This window comes from Actinocorallia aurea, from assembly GCF_054783995.1.
On sequence record NZ_BAAGPQ010000028.1, the window covers coordinates 349,063 to 367,102 of the forward strand.

General features: G+C 71.3%; 18 protein-coding genes. 10 read left to right on the forward strand and 8 right to left on the reverse strand.

The features are described 5' to 3' along the window. Positions 1 to 50: 50 nt before the first annotated feature. Entirely contained in the window at positions 51 to 734 is a 684-nt protein-coding gene (locus ACYVOM_RS32465; RefSeq protein WP_460307373.1) for a GntR family transcriptional regulator, read from the reverse strand. Positions 735 to 933: 199 nt separating this feature from the next. Here ACYVOM_RS32465 and ACYVOM_RS32470 point away from each other — a divergent pair, with 199 nt between their 5' ends. Genes ACYVOM_RS32470 through ACYVOM_RS32515 form a run of 10 tightly spaced genes read left to right on the forward strand, consistent with a single transcriptional unit; the run spans position 934 to position 11,784 of the window. Next, entirely contained in the window at positions 934 to 2,451 is a 1,518-nt protein-coding gene (locus tag ACYVOM_RS32470) for an ABC transporter substrate-binding protein (RefSeq protein WP_460307374.1), read from the forward strand. Between the two features lie 5 nt (positions 2,452 to 2,456). Next, a complete protein-coding gene (locus tag ACYVOM_RS32475) occupies positions 2,457 to 3,464 on the forward strand; it encodes an ABC transporter permease (RefSeq protein WP_460307375.1) in 1,008 nt (335 codons plus the stop codon). Further along, positions 3,461 to 4,312 carry an ABC transporter permease gene (locus ACYVOM_RS32480; protein WP_460307376.1) on the forward strand — a complete coding sequence of 284 codons (852 nt, stop codon included), beginning with the start codon at positions 3,461 to 3,463 and terminating at the stop codon, positions 4,310 to 4,312. Before ACYVOM_RS32475 ends, ACYVOM_RS32480 begins: the two co-directional genes overlap by 4 nt. Further along, complete coding sequence (locus ACYVOM_RS32485; RefSeq protein ID WP_460307377.1) at positions 4,312 to 5,247, forward strand: ABC transporter ATP-binding protein; 936 nt, start codon at positions 4,312 to 4,314, stop codon at positions 5,245 to 5,247. Before ACYVOM_RS32480 ends, ACYVOM_RS32485 begins: the two co-directional genes overlap by 1 nt. Next, the gene (locus ACYVOM_RS32490; protein ID WP_460307378.1) at positions 5,226 to 6,062 is read left to right on the forward strand and encodes an ATP-binding cassette domain-containing protein; all 837 of its coding nucleotides are present in this window, start codon (positions 5,226 to 5,228) and stop codon (positions 6,060 to 6,062) included. Before ACYVOM_RS32485 ends, ACYVOM_RS32490 begins: the two co-directional genes overlap by 22 nt. Beyond that, a complete protein-coding gene (locus ACYVOM_RS32495) occupies positions 6,043 to 7,074 on the forward strand; it encodes a sugar phosphate isomerase/epimerase family protein (RefSeq protein ID WP_460307379.1) in 1,032 nt (343 codons plus the stop codon). Before ACYVOM_RS32490 ends, ACYVOM_RS32495 begins: the two co-directional genes overlap by 20 nt. Next, positions 7,071 to 8,489 (forward strand): FAD-binding oxidoreductase, encoded by a 1,419-nt coding sequence (locus ACYVOM_RS32500; RefSeq protein WP_460307380.1) that lies wholly within the window; start codon positions 7,071 to 7,073, stop codon positions 8,487 to 8,489. Before ACYVOM_RS32495 ends, ACYVOM_RS32500 begins: the two co-directional genes overlap by 4 nt. Then, complete coding sequence (locus tag ACYVOM_RS32505; RefSeq protein ID WP_460307381.1) at positions 8,486 to 9,523, forward strand: sugar phosphate isomerase/epimerase family protein; 1,038 nt, start codon at positions 8,486 to 8,488, stop codon at positions 9,521 to 9,523. The genes ACYVOM_RS32500 and ACYVOM_RS32505 overlap by 4 nt, the downstream gene beginning before the upstream one ends. Next, positions 9,520 to 10,743, forward strand: coding sequence for a M24 family metallopeptidase (locus tag ACYVOM_RS32510; RefSeq protein ID WP_460307382.1), 1,224 nt, complete (start codon positions 9,520 to 9,522; stop codon positions 10,741 to 10,743). The genes ACYVOM_RS32505 and ACYVOM_RS32510 overlap by 4 nt, the downstream gene beginning before the upstream one ends. Positions 10,744 to 10,794: 51 nt before the next feature. Next, positions 10,795 to 11,784, forward strand: a complete 990-nt coding sequence (locus ACYVOM_RS32515; RefSeq protein WP_460307383.1) for an ornithine cyclodeaminase family protein — start codon at positions 10,795 to 10,797, stop codon at positions 11,782 to 11,784. A gap of 2 nt (positions 11,785 to 11,786) precedes the next feature. Here ACYVOM_RS32515 and ACYVOM_RS32520 read toward each other — a convergent pair whose 3' ends face one another. The 7 genes from ACYVOM_RS32520 to ACYVOM_RS32550 all read right to left on the reverse strand — a co-directional run bounded on the left by ACYVOM_RS32520 (position 11,787) and on the right by ACYVOM_RS32550 (position 17,878). After that, on the reverse strand, positions 11,787 to 12,515 hold the full coding sequence (locus ACYVOM_RS32520) for a GntR family transcriptional regulator (protein ID WP_460307384.1): 729 nt from the start codon (positions 12,513 to 12,515) through the stop codon (positions 11,787 to 11,789). 107 nt (positions 12,516 to 12,622) lie between these two features. Further along, positions 12,623 to 14,032: a sulfatase family protein gene (locus ACYVOM_RS32525; protein ID WP_460307385.1), complete on the reverse strand. Its 1,410-nt coding sequence runs from the start codon at positions 14,030 to 14,032 to the stop codon at positions 12,623 to 12,625. A gap of 192 nt (positions 14,033 to 14,224) precedes the next feature. Continuing rightward, positions 14,225 to 15,193 (reverse strand): PDR/VanB family oxidoreductase, encoded by a 969-nt coding sequence (locus ACYVOM_RS32530; RefSeq protein ID WP_460307386.1) that lies wholly within the window; start codon positions 15,191 to 15,193, stop codon positions 14,225 to 14,227. Then, positions 15,190 to 15,357: a hypothetical protein gene (locus tag ACYVOM_RS32535; protein ID WP_460307387.1), complete on the reverse strand. Its 168-nt coding sequence runs from the start codon at positions 15,355 to 15,357 to the stop codon at positions 15,190 to 15,192. The genes ACYVOM_RS32530 and ACYVOM_RS32535 overlap by 4 nt, the downstream gene beginning before the upstream one ends. Further along, positions 15,354 to 16,358 (reverse strand): aromatic ring-hydroxylating dioxygenase subunit alpha, encoded by a 1,005-nt coding sequence (locus ACYVOM_RS32540; protein WP_460307388.1) that lies wholly within the window; start codon positions 16,356 to 16,358, stop codon positions 15,354 to 15,356. The genes ACYVOM_RS32535 and ACYVOM_RS32540 overlap by 4 nt, the downstream gene beginning before the upstream one ends. A gap of 143 nt (positions 16,359 to 16,501) precedes the next feature. Then, positions 16,502 to 17,257 carry an IclR family transcriptional regulator gene (locus ACYVOM_RS32545; protein ID WP_460307389.1) on the reverse strand — a complete coding sequence of 252 codons (756 nt, stop codon included), beginning with the start codon at positions 17,255 to 17,257 and terminating at the stop codon, positions 16,502 to 16,504. Positions 17,258 to 17,479: 222 nt separating this feature from the next. Further along, entirely contained in the window at positions 17,480 to 17,878 is a 399-nt protein-coding gene (locus tag ACYVOM_RS32550) for a VOC family protein (RefSeq protein WP_460307390.1), read from the reverse strand. Positions 17,879 to 18,040 lie beyond the last annotated feature (162 nt).

An 18,040-nucleotide genomic window follows, 5' to 3' on the forward strand; every position in this document is an offset into this window, starting at 1 on the left:
CCATCCCTCCGAGGGTGATTCCCATTTTGGATACCAAATACCAGCGTGGGTCATTCGGTGGGTAGTAGGTCGGCCAGGGAGAGGAGGGAAGGCGTTCTTCCGGAAGCCACGTGCACGTAGGCGAGGCTCGCCGCTAGCTCGGCGTCGCCCGCCATGAGCGCCGTGTACAGCTGCTCGTGCTCGTGGCACTGCACGTCGAGGTCGCGGTCGGCGGTCATGCGGAAGAGCCATTCCATCCGGCCGTCCAGGGGCTGCATGAGCAGGGACAGGAGGTCGTTGCCGGCCAGTGTGACGATCCCGCGATGGAAGGCGACGTTCGCCGCCGCCGCGCCCTGCTCGTCGCCGTCGGCCAGCGCCCGCCGCGCCCGCGTGACGAGGTCGCGCAGGCCTTCCGTCTCGGAAGCGGAGGCGTGGCCTTCGGCCACCCTGCGGGCGGCCAGGCGTGCGGCGAGGGGTTCCAGGCTCTCCCGCACGGCGAAGAGGTCCCCGATGTCCCGCAGCGTGATCTGCCGGACCACCGCGCCGCGCCGGGGGAGGAGACGTACGAATCCATCCGCTTCCAGCCGCGGTAGGGCCTCGCGCAAGGGGATGCGGGAGACCTGCAGGACCTCGCAGAGCACGCGCTCCACCAGACGTGCCCCTGGCTGGAACCGTCCATCGATGATCATCTCCCTGAGTGAGGCGTAGACCCGTTCCGAGAGCGCTCCGTTGGCGATGGCGTCGCTTACCCGCACTCACCCCTCCTTTGGTATCCAAAATCTAGTTGTGCCTGCGCAGGCTTGCAAGCCTTAAAGCAAATCCGCTGGTAGGAAACACCCTCTTTACAAGCGGGACATCAGCCTGTTCCATGGTCCTGGTTCTTTGTATACCAACACATCCCCGGGAACCATGGGAGCAGCCATGCATCGTTCAGCACGCCTAGCCGCGGGTCCGTTGGCCCTGACCTTGGTCCTGTCCGGCTGCGCGGGCGCGGCGACGAACGGGTCAGGCTCCAGGGACGAGACCCTGATCATCGGCGTCTCCGCGGTGCCGACCACCCTCGACCCGCAGCTCGCCTCCGACGTGCAGACCGACCTCACCAGCACACCGGTCTACGACAGCCTCCTCGCCTACGACGCCGAGGACCGCCTGGTCCCGGCCCTCGCGACCGAGTGGAAGGTCGCGGACGACGCCGCCTCCGTCGAGCTCACCCTGCGGGCCGGCGTCACCTTCCACGACGGCTCCCCGCTCACCGCGAAGGACGTCGTCTACACCCTGGACCGGGCGCACCGCCTGGGCATGGGCGTCTCCGCACTCATCGCGGACTTCGAGTCCGCCGAGGCCGTCGACGACACCCACGTCACCATCGAACTCGCCCGGCCGAACAGCGCGTTCCTGGGAGCGCTCAGCAAGGTCTACGTGCTCAACTCCGCCCTGGTGGCGAAGAACGAGGGCACCGACGACGGCCAGGGCTGGCTCGCGACCCACACCGCGGGTTCCGGCCCGTACACGCTGGAGTCCTACACCGCCAACCAGCAGGCGAAGTTCCAGAAGTACCCCGGCTACTGGGATGCCGACCGAGGCAAGACCCCTGTCCTCGTCTACCGCTACATCGCCGAGAGCGCGACCCAGCGCGACGAGTTGCGCAGCGGCAACATCGACGTCGCCTACGACCTGACCCCGCAGGACACCGCCACGCTCCGGGACGCCGACGGCTTCACCACCACCGAGGTCAAGACCCCGGTCCAGCTCTACCTGTTCATGAACACCGGCGGCGGGCCGACCGCCGACGTGCGGGTGCGCAAGGCCATCCGCCTGTCCTACGACTACACCGGCCACATCACCGGCATCCTCAGCGGCGAGGGCACCATCGCCAACGGGCCGGTGCCCAAGGCCAACTCCTGCTCCCTCGACAGGCCCGACTCCGCCCAGGACGTCGCCCAGGCCAAGAAGCTGCTGTCGGAGGCCGGGGCCGAGGACACCTCTCTCACCGTCTACTACCAGGGCTACCTGCCCGAGCACGCCAAGGCCGCCCAGCTCCTGCAGTCCAACCTCCGCGACGTCGGCGTCGACCTCGAACTCAAGGCAGCCGCCTACCCCGAGATCATCAAGGCCCTGTCCAGCAAGGCCGACGCGCCCGACCTGGTCCTGCTGTGGGACTTCCCGATGTACCCCGACACCACCGAGATGCTCAGCCGCGTCTACGACTCGCGGTTCGTCGGCACCGGCTCCAACTACGGCATGTACGCCAACCCGAAGGTCGACGGCCTGCTCGCCGCCGCCAAGAAGGCCGGCTCGCCCGAGAAGTCGTGCGAGATCAGCAAGGAGATCCAGACGATCGTCGACGACGACGCGGTCGCGGCCAACATCTCCTCGGCCGAAGAGGTCGTCGTCCACGCCGACACCGTGCAGGGCCTCGGCTACTCGCCGACGCACATGCTGCTCGACCCCACCCTCTTCACGAAGAACTGACCGCCATGCGCCGCCTCCTCTTCCGGCGGCTGCCCCAGACGGTCCTGTCCGTCTGGGGCATCGCCACCGTGATCTTCCTGCTGATGAAGGCGATTCCCGGCGACCCGGCCCGGATCGCCGCCGGACGCACCGCAACCCCCGAACAGGTCGAGGCGGCACGGCAGCGCCTCGGTCTCGACGAACCGCTGATCGAGCAGTACCTGTCCTATCTCTGGCGCCTGCTGCACGGCGACCTCGGCACCTCCGTGGTCACCTTCCAGCCCGTCACCTCCGACTTGGCGACCGTGCTGCCGCCCACCCTCGAACTCGTCGTCATCACGATGATCATCAACGTGTGCGTGGCCGTGCCCCTCGGCGTCGTCGCCGCGGTCCGGCACGGCCGGGCCGCCGACACCGCCATCAGGATCACCGTCGTGCTCGGCGGTGGAATCCCGGTCTTCTGGCTCGGCCTGATGCTCCAGTACGTCGTCGGCACACGGTTGGGCTGGCTGCCGATCTCGGGCCGGACCTCCTACGGCATGGAATCGCCCGCCGTCACCGGGTTCGCCACCCTCGACGCGCTCCTCGCCGGGAACCCCGCCGGGCTCCTCGACACCCTCCTGCACCTGATCCTCCCGGCCATCGCCCTGTCGGCCCCGTTCCTGGCCGCGGTCGCCCGCGGCGTGCGCTCCTCCCTGCTCGGCGCGCTCGCCTCCGACCACGTGGTGTTCGCCCGGGCGAAGGGCGGCTCCACGTCCCGGGTGGTGGTCCGGCACGCACTGCGGTCCGCGCTCACCCCGACGCTGACGCTGCTCGGCATGCAGTTCGGCTGGATCCTCGGCGCCGCCCTGCTCGTGGAGACGGTGTTCGGGCTGCCGGGAGTCGGCACCTACCTCGCGAACGCCGTCGGCTCGCAGGACACCTTCGCCGTCCTGGGCTCGGTGCTCGTCGTCGGCGTCGTGTTCGTCCTCATGAACCTGCTGGTCGACCTGGCCCAAGTGGCCCTGGACCCCCGGACGAGAGCCGACGCATGACCGCCGCGACCTCACGCCTCGCCCGCCTTCCGAGACTTCACCTGCCTCTGCTCGACGGGCTCAACCTCATCCTGGTCCTCGCCCTGCTGATCCTCGCGCTCATCGGGCCCTGGCTCGCCCCGCACGACCCCTACCAGGTCGACATGACCCGGACGCTCCAGGCACCCGGCGCGGAGCACTGGCTGGGCACCGACAGCGCAGGCCGCGACGTGCTGTCACGGCTGCTCGCCGGAACCCGCCTCACCCTCCTGTCCTCCCTGGCGGTGGTGTTCCTCGCCGCTGCCGTCGGCACCGCCGTCGCCTCCGCGGCGGCCCTCGCGCCGCGCTGGGTCGACGCCGCGCTGATGCGGCTGTGCGACATCTTCCTGTCCCTGCCGAGCCTGGTCCTCGCGCTCGGCATCGCCGCGGCGCTCGGCTCCGGGTCGCGCTCGACGATCCTGGCCATGGCCATCGCGATGTGGCCGGCCTTCGCCCGGCTCGTGCGCGGCGTCATCCGGGAGACCATGGCCTCCTCCTACGTGGAGAGCGCCCGCGTCCTCGGCGTCTCCCGCCGGCGGCTGATGACCCGCCACGTCCTGCCCAACTCCCTCGACGACCTGTACGTGCAGGCCGCGCTGAACGTCGCCACGGTGATCGTCATGATGTCGGGCCTGGCGTTCCTGGGCGTCGGGCCCGCGCTGTCGAGCCCGGACTGGGGCGCCATGATCGCCGAGGGCAAGGCCCATGTGACGACGGCCTGGTGGGTGGCCGCTGCCCCGGGTGCGGCCATCACCCTGTCCGCGGTCGCCTTCGGCCTCGCCGGAGACGCGGTCCGCGTCCGGCTCGACCCGACCCTCCGGGAGCACTGATGAACACGGTCCTGGAGGTCAGCGGGCTCACCGTCGGGCTGCCCGGCGGCCTGCGCCTCGTCCACGGCCTCGACCTCACCCTGCGCGCAGGGGAGCGAGTGGCGCTGGTCGGCGAGTCCGGCTCCGGCAAGTCCGTCTCCGCCCGCGCGATCATGCGGCTCGACCGGAGGCTCGACGTCGGCGGCAGCGTCCGCCTCGCCGGACGCGAACTGCTCGACCTGCCCGAACGGGAGATGCGCGGCGTGCGCGGCAGCGGCATCGCGATGGTGCTGCAGGACCCGCTCACCGCCCTCAACCCCGTCCTGCCCATCGGCGTGCAGGTCGCCGAGCCGCTGCGGCTACGCGGCACCCCCAAGAAGGTCGCCCGCCAAGAGGCGACGGCCATGCTCGACAGGCTCGGCGTCCCGCGCGCCGCCGAGCGCGTCGACGCCTACCCGCACGAGTTCTCCGGCGGCATGCGGCAGCGGGTCGTGCTCGCCGCGGCGCTCATCGCCCGGCCGAGCGTGCTCATCGCCGACGAGCCCACGACCGCGCTGGACGTGCGGGTGCAGGAGCAGGTCCTGGACCTCATCGCGGACTTCTCCGAAGACCTCGGCCTCGCCGTCCTGCTCATCACCCACGACCTCGGCATCGTGGCGGGCTTCGCGCACAGGGTCGCCGTCATGTACGCCGGGCGCCTTGTCGAGGAGGGCGACGTCGACGCCTTCTACGACAAGCCCCGCCACCCCTACGGCGACGCGCTCCTGGCCTCCGTGCCCCGCGTCGACCGCGACCCGTCCGCGCGGCTCCCGGCCATCGGCGGGATCCCGGTGACGCCCTCGTCCCTGCCGAGCGGCTGCGCCTTCCACCCGCGCTGCCCCGCGGCGTTCGAACGGTGCAGGGCCGAGGTGCCCCGGCTGAAGGAGAGAGTGGCATGCCATCTGAGCGACCGATGAGCGGCCTCCTGTCGGTGCGCGGGCTCACCAAGTCCTTCGGCAGCGGTCGCGCCGTCGATGACGTCTCCTTCGACCTCGCCCGGGGCGAGATCCTCGGGCTCGTGGGGGAGTCCGGCTCGGGCAAGTCCACGACCGTCCGCTGCATCGTCGGCCTCACCGCACCGGACGCCGGCCGGATCGTCTACGACGGCATCGACGTGCGGACCGCGCGCCGAGCCGACCTCGCCCGCTTCCGGCGCGAGGTGCAGATGGTCTTCCAGGACCCGTACTCCAGCCTCAGCCCGCGACGCACCGTCGAGCAGATCGTCGGCGAGGGCCTGGAAGTCCACCGGCTGTCCAAGAGCCGCGCCGAGCGCCGCGACCGGACCGTCGAGGTCCTCGAACTCGTCGGACTCGGCGCAGGAGACCTGACCCGGCATCCCCGCTCCTTCTCCGGAGGCCAGCGCCAGCGCATCGCGATCGCGCGCGCTCTGGCGGTTCGGCCCCAGGTGCTGCTGTGCGACGAGCCCGTCTCGGCGCTCGACGTGTCGGTCCAGGCCCAGGTCGTCAACCTGCTCGCCGACATGCACGAGCGGCTCGGGGTGTCCGTGCTGTTCATCGCCCACGACCTCGCCGTCGTGCGGCAACTGTGCGCCCGGCTCGTCGTCCTGAGCAGTGGCCGGGTCGCCGAGACGGGAACCCGCGAGCAGGTTTTCGGCTCCTCCTCTCACCCCTACACGCAAGCGCTCCTGGCCGCAGTGCCGCTGCCCGACCCGGCGGCCGAACGGGCCCGGCGCGCGACGAGAAAGGCAACCCATGTTCAAGATCGGGCATGACGTCAAGCTGGAGGCCACCTACGGGCCTCCGCTGTGGCCCGACGCCCTGGCCGCCCTCAGGTCCACCCACGAGGCAGGGCTGGAAGGCGCGCACATCCGCACCCTGTACGAGGTGTCCCCGACGCTCGACCGCGGTTACCTCAAGGAGGTCCGGGAGCTCGCCGCGGAGCTCGGCCTCTACCTGGAGCTCGGCATCGGCAAGGTCAACCCGTACATGGCCGCCGAACTCCCGCACATCCGCGCGCTCGGCGACGGCGGCTACCTGGAGGGCCAGCGACGGCTGATCCTCGCCGCCGCCGAGATGGGGGTGACCGAGCTGTGGAGCGCCACCGGCGGCTTCAAGTTCCAGTACTCAGGGATGCACGCGACCGACCGCTTCCGGGGCGAGGCCCCCTGGGCGGACCAGCTCGCCGCGACCGAGCGGGCCCTGCACCTCCTCGCACCGCTCCTGCGGGAGACCGGCCTGCACCTGAACCTGGAGACCCACGAGGAGATCACGAGCTTCGAACTGATCCGGCTGGTGGAGTCCGTCGGCGACGACGTCCTGGGCGTCTGCCTGGATCCGGCCAACCTCCCCGTCCGCGGTGAGAACCCGATGGACGCGGTCCGCAGGCTCGCCCCCTACGTCCGCACCACGCAGCTGCGCGACGCCGCGCTGCGCCGGACCGAGGACGGGATCGCACGGCTGCTCATGCCGTGCGGAGAAGGCGTCATCGACTGGACGCTGCTACTCGGCGAGCTCATCGCCCGCGCCCCCGTCCGCAACCTCACCATCGAGCCCATCGGCGGCCTGCGCGCCGAGATGGGCCTCTACCCGGACGACCCCGTGTGGCGGGCGGGGCACCCCGACCTCACCGACGCCGAACTGGCCTCACTGGGCGACCTGGCCGACTCCCACACCGGGCCGGGACTCGACGAACTCCGCCACGGCCCCCAGCCCGTCTTCGAGGACTTCACCGCAGCCTGCGCGGCCCACCTTCGGGCCGTGCTGTCCGAACTGGAGCACGCATGACCATCAACCAACTGCGCGACGTCGTCTCCTGCCGGGTGATCCTGCCCGGGGAGACCGGCTACGACCTGGAACGCCGGGTCTGGAACGCCGACGTCGACCGCCGCCCGGCCGCCATCGTCAAGTGCCGGAACGCCGAGGACGTCTCGGCGGCCCTCACCTGGGCCGTCGGACAGGGCCACGAGATCACCGTCCGCGGCGGCGGCCACAACCTCGCCGGCACCGCGGTCATCGACGGCGCGGTCCTGCTCGACACCGGCCTCATGAAGGACGTCCTGTTCGACACCGAGGCCGGCACCGTCACCGTCGGCGCGGGCTGCCGGTGGGGCGACGTCGACCGGCCCGCCGCCGAACTCGGCGTCGCCGTGCCCGCGGGAGTCGTGTCGCACACCGGGGTCGCCGGGCTGACCCTCGGCGGGGGCGCCGGCTACCTGTCGCGCCTGCACGGCATGACCGTCGACCACCTCGTCGCCGCGACCGTGGTCGTCGCCGACGGCAGGATCCTCCAGGTGAACGAGCACGAGCACACCGACCTGTTCTGGGCGCTGCGCGGCGCGGGCCACAACTACGGCGTCGTCACCTCCTTCACCTTCCGGTACGTCCCGCTGCCCGGCGAGGCGACCGTGCGGATCGCGCTGTTCGCCACCGACGACCGCCGCGAGGTACTGCGGGCCTTCCGCGGCCTGTCCGTCGCGCTGCCGGACAACGCCTCGGCCTACGCCCGGCTGTACAAGTGCCCCGAGTACTGGTCGCAGGTCCCCTCCGCGCACCGCGGGACCGAGATCGTGTCGATCGCGACGGTGTTCTACGGCGACCCCGCCGACGAGCCGGCCGCGACCGCCCCCCTCTTCGCCCAGGCCGAACCGATCTACACCAGCCTGCGCACGATGCCGCACGTCACCCTCCAGCACCAGACCGACGACGAGTTCCGCTACAACATCGGGCACTACTGGAAGCACGTCTTCATCCAGTCGTTCTCCGACGAGGCCATCGACATCGCCCTCGACTGGTCCGACCGCTACCCCGGCCGCTCCCTCCAGGCCCACGCCTCCATCGCCCACCAGGTCATGTGCCCCTTCGAGATCATCGGAGGCGGCGGCCGGATGGCCCGGCGCGACCCCGACGCCACCGCCGCCGGAGCGCACTTCATGCCGTACTCCGCCAACATCGGCGCAGACTTCGAGTTCGCCGAGGAGAAGGCCCCCCTGGTGGAGTGGGCGCGCGGTTTCGCCGACGCCCTCGCCCCCTACCAGGGCGGCACCTACATCAACTTCACCAGCGTGCAGGGCGACGAGGAGATCGGCAGGCAGGTCTACGGCGACAAGTACGACAGGCTCGTCGCCGTCAAGAAGACCTACGACCCCGGCAACGTCTTCCGCCGCGGCCTCGTCGACCTCGCCCCCGGGGCCGCCTCGTGAGGATCGGCACCGACACCAGCAAATTCCCCGGCGCCGCCGCGAACGGGGCCCTCTGGACCCTGCGCGAGATCCATCGGCTCGGCCTCGACGGGGCGTTCTTCCGCTCCCCGTACGAGCTCAGCGCGACGCTCGATCCCGGCGAGATGCGCGACGCCGTCGCCCTGGGCCGGGAACTCGGCCTCTACGTGGAGGTCGGCACCGCCAAGGCCAACCCGTTCGCCGCCCCCGAAGCGCCGCAGGTCCGGGCGCTGGGCGACGGCGACTATCTCGCCGGGCTGGAGAAGCTCATCCGGGCCTGCGCCGGCGCCGGCGTGACGGAGCTGTGGACCGCCACCGCCAACTACCAGTTCAAGCTCCGCGGCATGCGCGCCTGCGACCGGTTCCGCGACGACGTCGCCTGGGCCGACCAGCTCGCCGCCACAGCCAAGGTGCTGCACCGGCTGCGGCCCCTCCTGCTCGACCTCGGCGTCCACCTCAACATCGAGACCCACGAGGAGATCACCAGCTTCGAGGTGGTCCGCCTCGTCGAGGACGCCGGACCCGACGCGTTCGGCATCACCTTCGACACCGCGAACGTCTTCGTCCGCGGCGAGGACCCCGTCGCCGCCGCCGCACGGGTCGCGCCCCACGTCCGGCAGAGCCACGTCCGGGACGTCGCCGCGGTCTTCACCGGCGACGGCATCGGCCGCTTCCTCGCGCCCTGCGGCGAAGGCGTCATCGACTGGGCGGCGCTGCTGCGCCACCTGCCCGCGCACGCCACCCTCTCCATCGAGGGGATCATGTTCGGCCGAGCCGAGATGCCGTTGTACCTGCACGATCCGCTGTGGCACGCCTCCCACCCTGACCTGACGTCGGCCGAGCTGCACGACGTCATCGCCCTCACCCGCGGCTACGAAGCCCGGGTCGGGCAGGGCTCCGCACCTGGACTGCCCGAACTGCGCGAGCTCTCCGACGCGGAGAGCGAACTCTCCTTCATCACCCGCAGCGCGGCCCACCTGCGCTCCGTCCTGACCGACCTGGAGGTCGCCCCATGACCGGCACCTGGTTCCCGACGCTCTCGCTCGCCGAACGCGACCGACGCTGGTCGGTGCTGCGCGCGATGATGACGACACAGGGCCTTGACGCACTGGTCGTCTTCGGAGGCCAACGCGAGCCGCTCGACCGCTACATCGCCGGTGAACCCGGCGGCATCGCCGTCCTCACCGCAGAAGGAGAGGCGGTCCACCTGCTCGGGCGCTACCCGCTCCAGTGGTTCGACGAGCCCGGCCAGGCCCACCAGCGGTGGATCTCCGACTTCCGCGTCGGCGCCTCTCTCCCCGACGTGCTCAACGAACGAGGGGTGGGAGCCGGCGTCATCGGTGTCGTCGGCCTGAGCAGTCGGCAGGTCGGCTCCTGGGCCGGGGTCATCCCGCACGGCGTCTGGACGCGCATCACCGAGGCGCTGCCGCAGGCGACCTTCGTCGACGTGGCCGCGGTCTTCGAGCACATCGCCATGGTGAAGAGCCCCGAGGAACGCGACATGATCCGCAAGGCCGCCGCCATCGGCGAAGCCGCCTGCGCCGCCTACGCGGGCGCCTGCCGGCCCGGTGCGCTGGAGAGCGCGGCGGTCGGCGCGGCCCTCGGCACCATCCTCGCCGAGGGCGGCACCCCGTTCTACCCGCCCTACGTCCTGCAGCGCAGCGGACCGACCCGCTTCGCCTGGGGACAGCCCGAGTGGATGAACCTGGGTGGGCAGCCCCGCACCCTGCGGCGCGGCGACACCATCGGCTCGGAGCTGTTCGCCTTCTACGGGGGCTTCGAATCCCAGCAGCAGATCGACGTCTCGCTCGGCGAACCGGGCAAGGATCTGCGGCGTCTGGAGGACATCGTCATCGAGGCGAACCGCGCCGGGCTCGACGCCCTGCGCGTCGGAGCCACCTTCGCCGAAGTGTGCGACGCGATGCACGAGCCGCTCACCCGCGCCAAGGTCTGGAACACGGGGCCGATGGTGCAGACGATCTCCCCGGCCATCTACAACGGCAAGACGCACGAGGGGACGCACCTCGATCCCGGCCTCGCGCACCTTCCCCGCCCGATCCCGGGCGTCGCGCGGGACGGGGACTTCACGCTCGAGGCCGGCGTCGCCTTCGCCTTCGAAGCCAACGCCGTCCACGACGGCAAGCGCGTCTGCCTCGGCGGCACAGTCCTGCTCACCGAGGACGGCTACGAGGAGCTCAACACCCTCACCGGCCGCATCGTCGTCGTCGAAGCCTGAAACGCCCCAGGCCCGGGCCGCCGACGGCCCGGGCCTTCACCGGAGGACACCATGACCCTGATCCTCACCCGCTCGGACATCCTCGGCCTCCTCACTCCTTCCGCCGTCCTCGAAGCCGTGAGGGCGGCGCACGCGGACCTGGCCCGAGGACTCGCGGTCAATCCGGCACCCCCCGTGATGCGGGTGCCGAGCAGCGACGGAGCCTTCCTCGCGATGGTCTCGGCGTCCGCTTCGGCGCGGCTCGCCGGAGTCAAGCTCCTGGCCGATCTGCCCTCCAACGCCTCGCGAGGCCTGCCCACCCAGCGCTCGGCGCTGCTCATGACCTCCACCGACGACGGCGCGTGCGAAGCGGTCCTCGACGGCGGTGCGATCACCCTGTTCCGCACGGCGGCGGCCTCCGCGCTCGCCACCGGCGTGCTCGCCCGTCCGGGCAGCCGCACGCTGGGCCTGGTCGGGGCCGGCGCCCAGGCGCACGCCCATCTGACCGCCCTCACCGCAGTGCTTCCCCACCTCGATCGCGTCCTCGTGTGGAGCCGCTCCGCGGAGACGGTGCGAGCCTTCCTCGACAAGGCCGCACGGCAGGGAACGCCCGTGGAGGCGGTGCCCTCCGCACGGCATGTCGTAGAGGGCTCCGACGTCGTCTGCACGCTGACGCCGTCGCGCGATCCGATCGTGCACGGTGCGTGGTTCCGGCCCGGCATCCATGTGAACGCCGTCGGCGCCCCGCCCCGGCCCGACCACCGGGAGATCGACTCGGAAGGCATCTTCCGCGCACGTGTCGTCGTCGACAGCAGAGCCGGCGCTCTGCAGGAGTCCGGCGACATCCTGATCCCGTTGACCGAAGGAATCATCGGCCCCGCGCACGTCGCCGACGAACTCGGCGAAGTGCTCGCCGGAACGAGACCCGGCCGCGACGACGAGGACCAGATCACGTTGTACAACTCGCTCGGCATCGGGCTGCAAGACCTGGCCACCGCGCGGATGATCGTCGATCTGGCGCGGGAGAAGAACATGGGCCGCGAAATCGACCTCGCGGGCTGAACCTAATCCTGCTCGATGTCCTCGGGAAGGGAGCCCGCCAATTCGGCGACGGCCGCGCGGCGGAGCTGCGCGATATGCGTGAAGACCAGAGCCGCCGCCAGCTCCTCGTCCCCTTCCCGGACCGCCTCGTAGATCCGCCGATGCTCGGCGAGCTCGTCGCCGCCCTGCTTGCCCACCAGCCGGGCCAGCCGGAGCTGCCGGCTCTCCAGGAACTGCATCACGCCGCCGAGCAACCGATGGTCGGCCAAGGCGTGCAGTTGCCGATGAAAGTCATTGGTCTCCCGGGCGGCCGCCTCCGCGTCGCCCGCTTCGATCGCGCGCTGGGCTCGATCGATCGAGGCGGCCAGCGCCGGGGCGCCGCCTCCGGCGGCGGCGTTGCGGGCCGCGCGGCGGGCCGCCATCACTTCCAGGACTTCCCACATCTCGAACAGCTCGACGGCGTCGCGCATGCTCAGCTCGGTGACGATCGCGCCCCGCCGCGGCAAGATCTTGATCAGTCCGTCGGCCTCCAGTTGCGGCAGCGCGGCACGCAGCGGCACGCGAGACACCCGCAGCGCCTCCGACAGCTCCCGCTCGATCAAGCGCTGCCCAGGCCGCAGCTCCCCGGAGATGATCTGCTGGCGCACGCGCTCGTACACCAGCTGTGGCAGTGAACGATCCGCTTCTCCAGGCGCCATCGCAGTCTCTGCACCGGCCACCGGCACCCGCTCCCGATCCGCAATCTCGACCATCTCAGATTACCGGACCGCGCAGGCGCGATCACACACGAGCACCGCTCGCGCGCCAAGGGACCATCATCGTCGACCGCCTCCGGCGCGGGGCCGGAGGCGGCGCGGCATCAGCCGTAGGGCAGGAGCGTGGCGTTGACGGCCTCCCATGCCTGCTTCATCGAGGCCAGCCTGCCGGGTTCGGCGGCTCCGGCCTCGGTCTGCTCACGCTCGTCGGTGGACAGGTCGTAGAGGTGGTCCTTGCCGTCGGCGTCCCGCAGGTACTTCCAGTTCCCGCGGCGCAGGGCGCGGTAGCCGCGCACCCGCCAGAACAGGTCGCCCTCGGGCGCCTCGGAACCCCTCGTGAGGTAGCCGGCGAGGCTGCGTCCGTCCAGCGGGTATGCGGGGTCGAGGGTCGCGCCCGCGAGCTCCAGCAGGGTGGCGGTCCAGTCAGGAGTGATCACCGGGACCGCGCTGTACTGGCGGCCCTTGATCGCGGCCGGCCAGCGCAGAAGGTTGGGGACGCGGATCCCGCCCTCGTTGAGGCTCGCCTTCTCACCGGTGAGCGGCCACTGGTAGGAGAAGCGCTCGCCTCCGTTGTCGCTGGTGAACAGGACGATGGTGTCCTTCTCCGCACCCGCGCGGGCCAGGGCTCGCAGGACCTTCCCGACGGCCCGGTCGAGGGACTCCACCATGCGGGCGTAGGTGTCCACGGAGCCGCCGTCCTGGTGGAGCAGCGCGAGGAATCCGGGCTTGGCGCCGGAGCGGACCTGCTCGGTGATCCGGTCGCTGACGTCCTTGTCGTCCTCGGTCTCCCATGGCCAGTGCGGGGAGGTGAAGTTGAGGTTCAGCAGCCAGGGCTTGCGGTGGTCGCGTTCGACGTATTCGACGGCCCGTTCGGTGAGGACGTCGGTGTAGTAGCGCAGGTCCTGATAGGTGGCGTCGCCCTCGTAGAGGTCGTAGGCGCCTGACGCGTCGATCTTGGAGAAGTAGTCCAGGGCGCCTCCGAAGTTGCCGAAGAACTCCTCCCATCCGGACTTGGTCGGCCCGTACTCGGGGAGGTGGCCGGCGTGCCACTTGCCGATGAGGGCGGTGGAGTACCCGGCGTCGCGCAGCAGGGAGGCCAGAGTCGGGTGCTCGGGCGGCAGGCCGACGCTCTCGTCGGCGATCGGTTCGGCGAGCCCGCCTTCGAGCCGGCCCGGGTAGCGGCCGGTGTAGAGGGAGAAGCGGGTGGGCGAGCAGGTCGCGGAGCCGGAGTACGCCTGGGTGAAGCGGACTCCTTCGGCGGCGAGCCTGTCGAGGTTCGGCGTCTTGATGTGCGGCGCGCCGTAGCACGACAGGTCGGCCGCGCCGAGGTCGTCGGCGACGATGACGAGGATGTTGGGCTTCTTGCGGATCTTGGTGGAGGAGGCGGAGAACTCCCGCTCGTCCTGGCGTACGGCCGAGGGGGAGGCCAGTGCGGGTGCCGCCGAGAGCGCCGCCGCTGCGGTGCCGCCGCCGATCAGCCCGGCGAAGGCGCGACGGGACAGGGACGAGGACATTCGGAACTCCTTCGGGTGGGACCGGATCCGTGCGCTTTCTCCGGCGCACGAGAACGTCCGGCCCGGGTAACGCTAAGGAGTGATGTGGTTCACAGGGAAATCGCTTTTCGTGATGTCTGGGATCTGCGAGATGGATGAGCCGGGTGGGAAAGGCTTCCCACCCGGATCGGGGCGGGTCGGCCGCGCCGGGGGTCAGAGGTCGAGGACGAGGCGGTCGCCCCGGCAGCGGGACACGCAGATCATCATCATCTGGTGCGTCTGCTGCTCGGCGGCGGTGAGCACGGTGTCGCGGTGGTCGGCCTCCCCGGACAGGATGTCGGTCTCGCAGGTCCCGCAGGTTCCCTCGGCGCAGGAGTAGAGGACGGGGACGCCGGCGTCCAGGGCGGTGTCGAGGATGCTGCGGTCCGCGGGGACCTGAAGGGTGAGGCCGGAGCGCGCGAGTTCCACCTCGAAGCCGGTGTCGCCCTCGCGGGTGGCTTCGACGGAGGCGAAGCTCTCGGTGCGCAGGGCGCCTTCGGACCAGGCGGAGCAGGCCTCACGCGCGGCGTCCAGAAGGCCGGCGGGGCCGCAGCAGTACACGAGGGCGCCGGATCGGGGCGGGCCGAGGAACGCGGCGAGGTCGAGCGGCCCTTCCTCGTCCTGCGGTGCGATCCTGACCTGGCCCTCGTGTGCGGCCAAGGCCGAGACCTCCTCCAGGAACGCCATCGTGGCGCGGCTCCGGCCGCCGTACAGGAGCCGCCAGTCCGCTCCGCGCGCGGCGGCTTCGCCGAGCATCGGGAGCAGCGGGGTGATGCCGATGCCACCGGCGACGAACAGGTAGCGCGCGGCGGGCTCCAGCGCGAAGTGGTTGCGCGGGCCGCGGACGCGCAGTCTCCTTCCGGGCGCGACATCGGCGTGGATGTGGGAGGAGCCTCCGCGGCCGTCGGGCTCGCGCAGCACGGCGATGCGCCACGCAGTGGCGTCCTCCGGCGACCCGCACAGCGAGTACTGCCGGACGGCTCCGGTGTCGAGCAGGAGGTCGATGTGCGCGCCGGGCGACCAGGACGGAAGCGCCCGCCCGTCCGGGTCGCGCAAAGTCAGGGACACGACGGTTGCGGACTCGGGCCGCCGGTCGGCGACGACGAGTTCGTAGGTGTCCTGCTGCTGCGGCTGAGCGGTCATCGCTGCTCCTCCTTCGTCCGGTGGCCGGTGGGGTGGGCGAACAGCCAGTCCCACATCTCGGCCGGGTCCTGTCCGGTCTGCTCGGCGCCGCAGTGGCAGGTCCCGCGCAGCAGGTCGGCGCCGGGCGTCCAGGTGACGCGCACGACCTCGCGCGACCCGCTCATCGCGCGGCCAGCCCGGCGAGCATGCGGCGCGCGGCGAGCCCGCCGGCGTCGATGTTGATGCTCAGCTCCGGGCTCTCGCCGGGATCGGCGTCCAGGGTGCGCTGGAGCAGGTTCAGCGCGTCCACGTCCTGCATGACGACGGTGTGGTTGAACTTCTCCAGGAAGTCGGTGACCTGCGGGTCGTCGGTGGCGAAGTCGCGGGAGACGGCCCAGAAGTCGTAGACGTGGCCGGGCGCGGACGGGGTGATCGCGTAGGTGATCTCGGTGCGGAACAGCGGCGCGTCCTGGCCGACGGGGCTGATCCGGCTGTGCAGGAGGTACAGGCAGGGGGCGAAGTACTCGATGTCCTGGTGGCGGCGGATGCGCCCCTGGATGCCGGTGGAGCGGGCGTAGAACGGCGGGCACTCGGCGTCCGCCATGTGCCGCGACACCCGGACGACGCCGGCCGCGGCGTCCACCTCGGTGGTGATCGGCGTCTCGGCCACCTCGGGGGTACCGATGTAGCCGCCGTGCAGGTACGTCTCGTGGGAGAGGTCCATGAGGTTGTCCACCAGCAGGCCGTAGTCGCAGGCGATGGGCTCCATTCCCTTGACCGTCACCCATCCGGGGGCGGTGAGATGGGCGGCGCGCGGGACGGCGGTCTCGTCGGCGAGGGCGGGATCGCCGATCCACACCCACACGAAGCCATCGGTCTCCGACAGCGGGTAGGCGGCGACCCGCGCGGTGCGCGGGACGCGGGACTGGCCGGGGACCGCGACGCAGCTCCCCTGGGCGTCGTAGGTGAAGCCGTGGTAGCCGCACACCACGGTGTCGCCGACCAGCGCGCTCTCCGACAGGGGATAGCGGCGGTGGACGCACCGGTCGGCGAGGGCGACCGCACGCCCGTCCTCGGTGCGGTAGAGCACGATCGGCTCGCCGAGGACGGTGCGCGCCAGCAGTTCGCGGCCCACCTCGTGGGCGTAGGCGATGACGTACCACTGGTCACGGGCGAAAGGCGTCATGATCTCTCCTGCCGGACGGCACACCGAGGAGTCCGGTGCGTAGCGGGGTGGTGACGGGCGGCGGCGCCCGGGTGCGCACCCAGCATCCGGAATCCGTGAGCCACGGCACAACGGGACTTCCGCGTGGCGGAAGCCGGCGTCCGTCAGCGCTGCTGGGAGAGCCGTCGGCTGATGCCGAGCGCCGCGAGACGCACCGCGGGCACCAGCGCCGCGACGGCAGCGGTGTCGGCCGCCACGACGACCGAAACCGCTGCCGCCACCTTCCCCGACTCGACCCGCACGGGGGCCGCGACCGACACGGCGTCGGTGGTGATCTGCCGGTCGCTCACCGCGCACCCCGTCCGCCGCACCTCGGCCAGGACGCGGCGCAGTGCGCCCGCGTCGGTGATCGTGTACGGGGTGAACGCGGCGAGCGGGCCGCCGAGGTAGCGCTCCTGCTCGGCCGAGGGCGCGTGCGCGAGGAGCACCAGCCCGACACCGGTCGCGTGCAGCGGCCAGCGCGCGCCGACCCGCGTCTTCACCCCGACGGCCGAACGCCCGGCGATCCACTCGGTGAACACCGCCTCGCCGCCGTCCCGCACGGCCATCTGCACGTTCTCGTGGGTGGCCTCGTAGAGATCCTCCAGGAAGGGAATGGCCGCCGCCCGCAGCCCCATGTCGTGCGGGAACGCCGCGGCGACCTCCCACAGCCGCAGCCCGATCCGGTACCGGCCGTCGTCGCCCCGCTCCAGTGCCCCCCACTCCACCAAGGCCGCCGCCAGCCGGTGCGCCGTCGGCAGCGGCAGGTGCGCGCGCAGCGCGACCTCGGTGAGCGACAGGTCAGGATGCTCGATCCCGAACGCCCCCAGCACGTCGAGCAGCCGCGAAGCGGCCGTCCGCGGCCCACCGTCGTCGCCCATCGCCCGTTTCCCGTCCGCCGCCCGGCTCTGATCCCGTCCTCACCGAACGTATCTCTCCGCCGGTGCGATCGGTCGTCCTGCGGCCGGGCGGGACGGGCGAACAGGCCTAGGCTGCCCGGTCATGAGCGGATCGATGTCCCTCGCCGGGGATGTCGAGACCGGCGCGCGGGTGGGCCGGATCGGCGGGCTGCCGCTCGCGGCCGAGGGATGCGGTCGCCTTGGTCAGGGGCGGTCGTGGTGGCAGACGGCCTCCAGCATGAGGCCGAAGGGGTCGAGCCAGAAGGTCGCGTAGTAGGGCGGGGGGTACTGCGGGAAGTGCTGTGGTGCGTGGATCACCTGCCTTCCGTCGGCGACCGCGTGGGCGTGCACCGCGTCCACCGCGGAACGGGTCCGCACCATGAACGCGAGGTGCTGGAGGCCGGTGCGGTGCCTGGAGAACGGCATGTCCTCCAGCGCCGGGTAGAAGAACAGGTAGGTGCCGGGCTTTCCGCCCTGAGGCGCGTAGGCGAACTCGTCGTCTTCGGCGAAGAACGGCTCGAAGCCGACGAGGGGCATGAGCCGGTCGTAGTACCTCTTGGCTCCGACCAGATCCGGAACGTTGATCCCGAGATGACCGATCATCTGCCCATGCTGCCGCCACCTTGCCGTGGCCGCTTCCCGATGACCGTTCCCGGTCGTCCCCCGCGAGACCTCACCGGCTCTGGCGACCATCGGCAAGGTTCGGCCCCGGCAGGATCCCCGAGGGCAACGTCCGAGCGGAGGCGCGTACGTGGTGCAGAACGC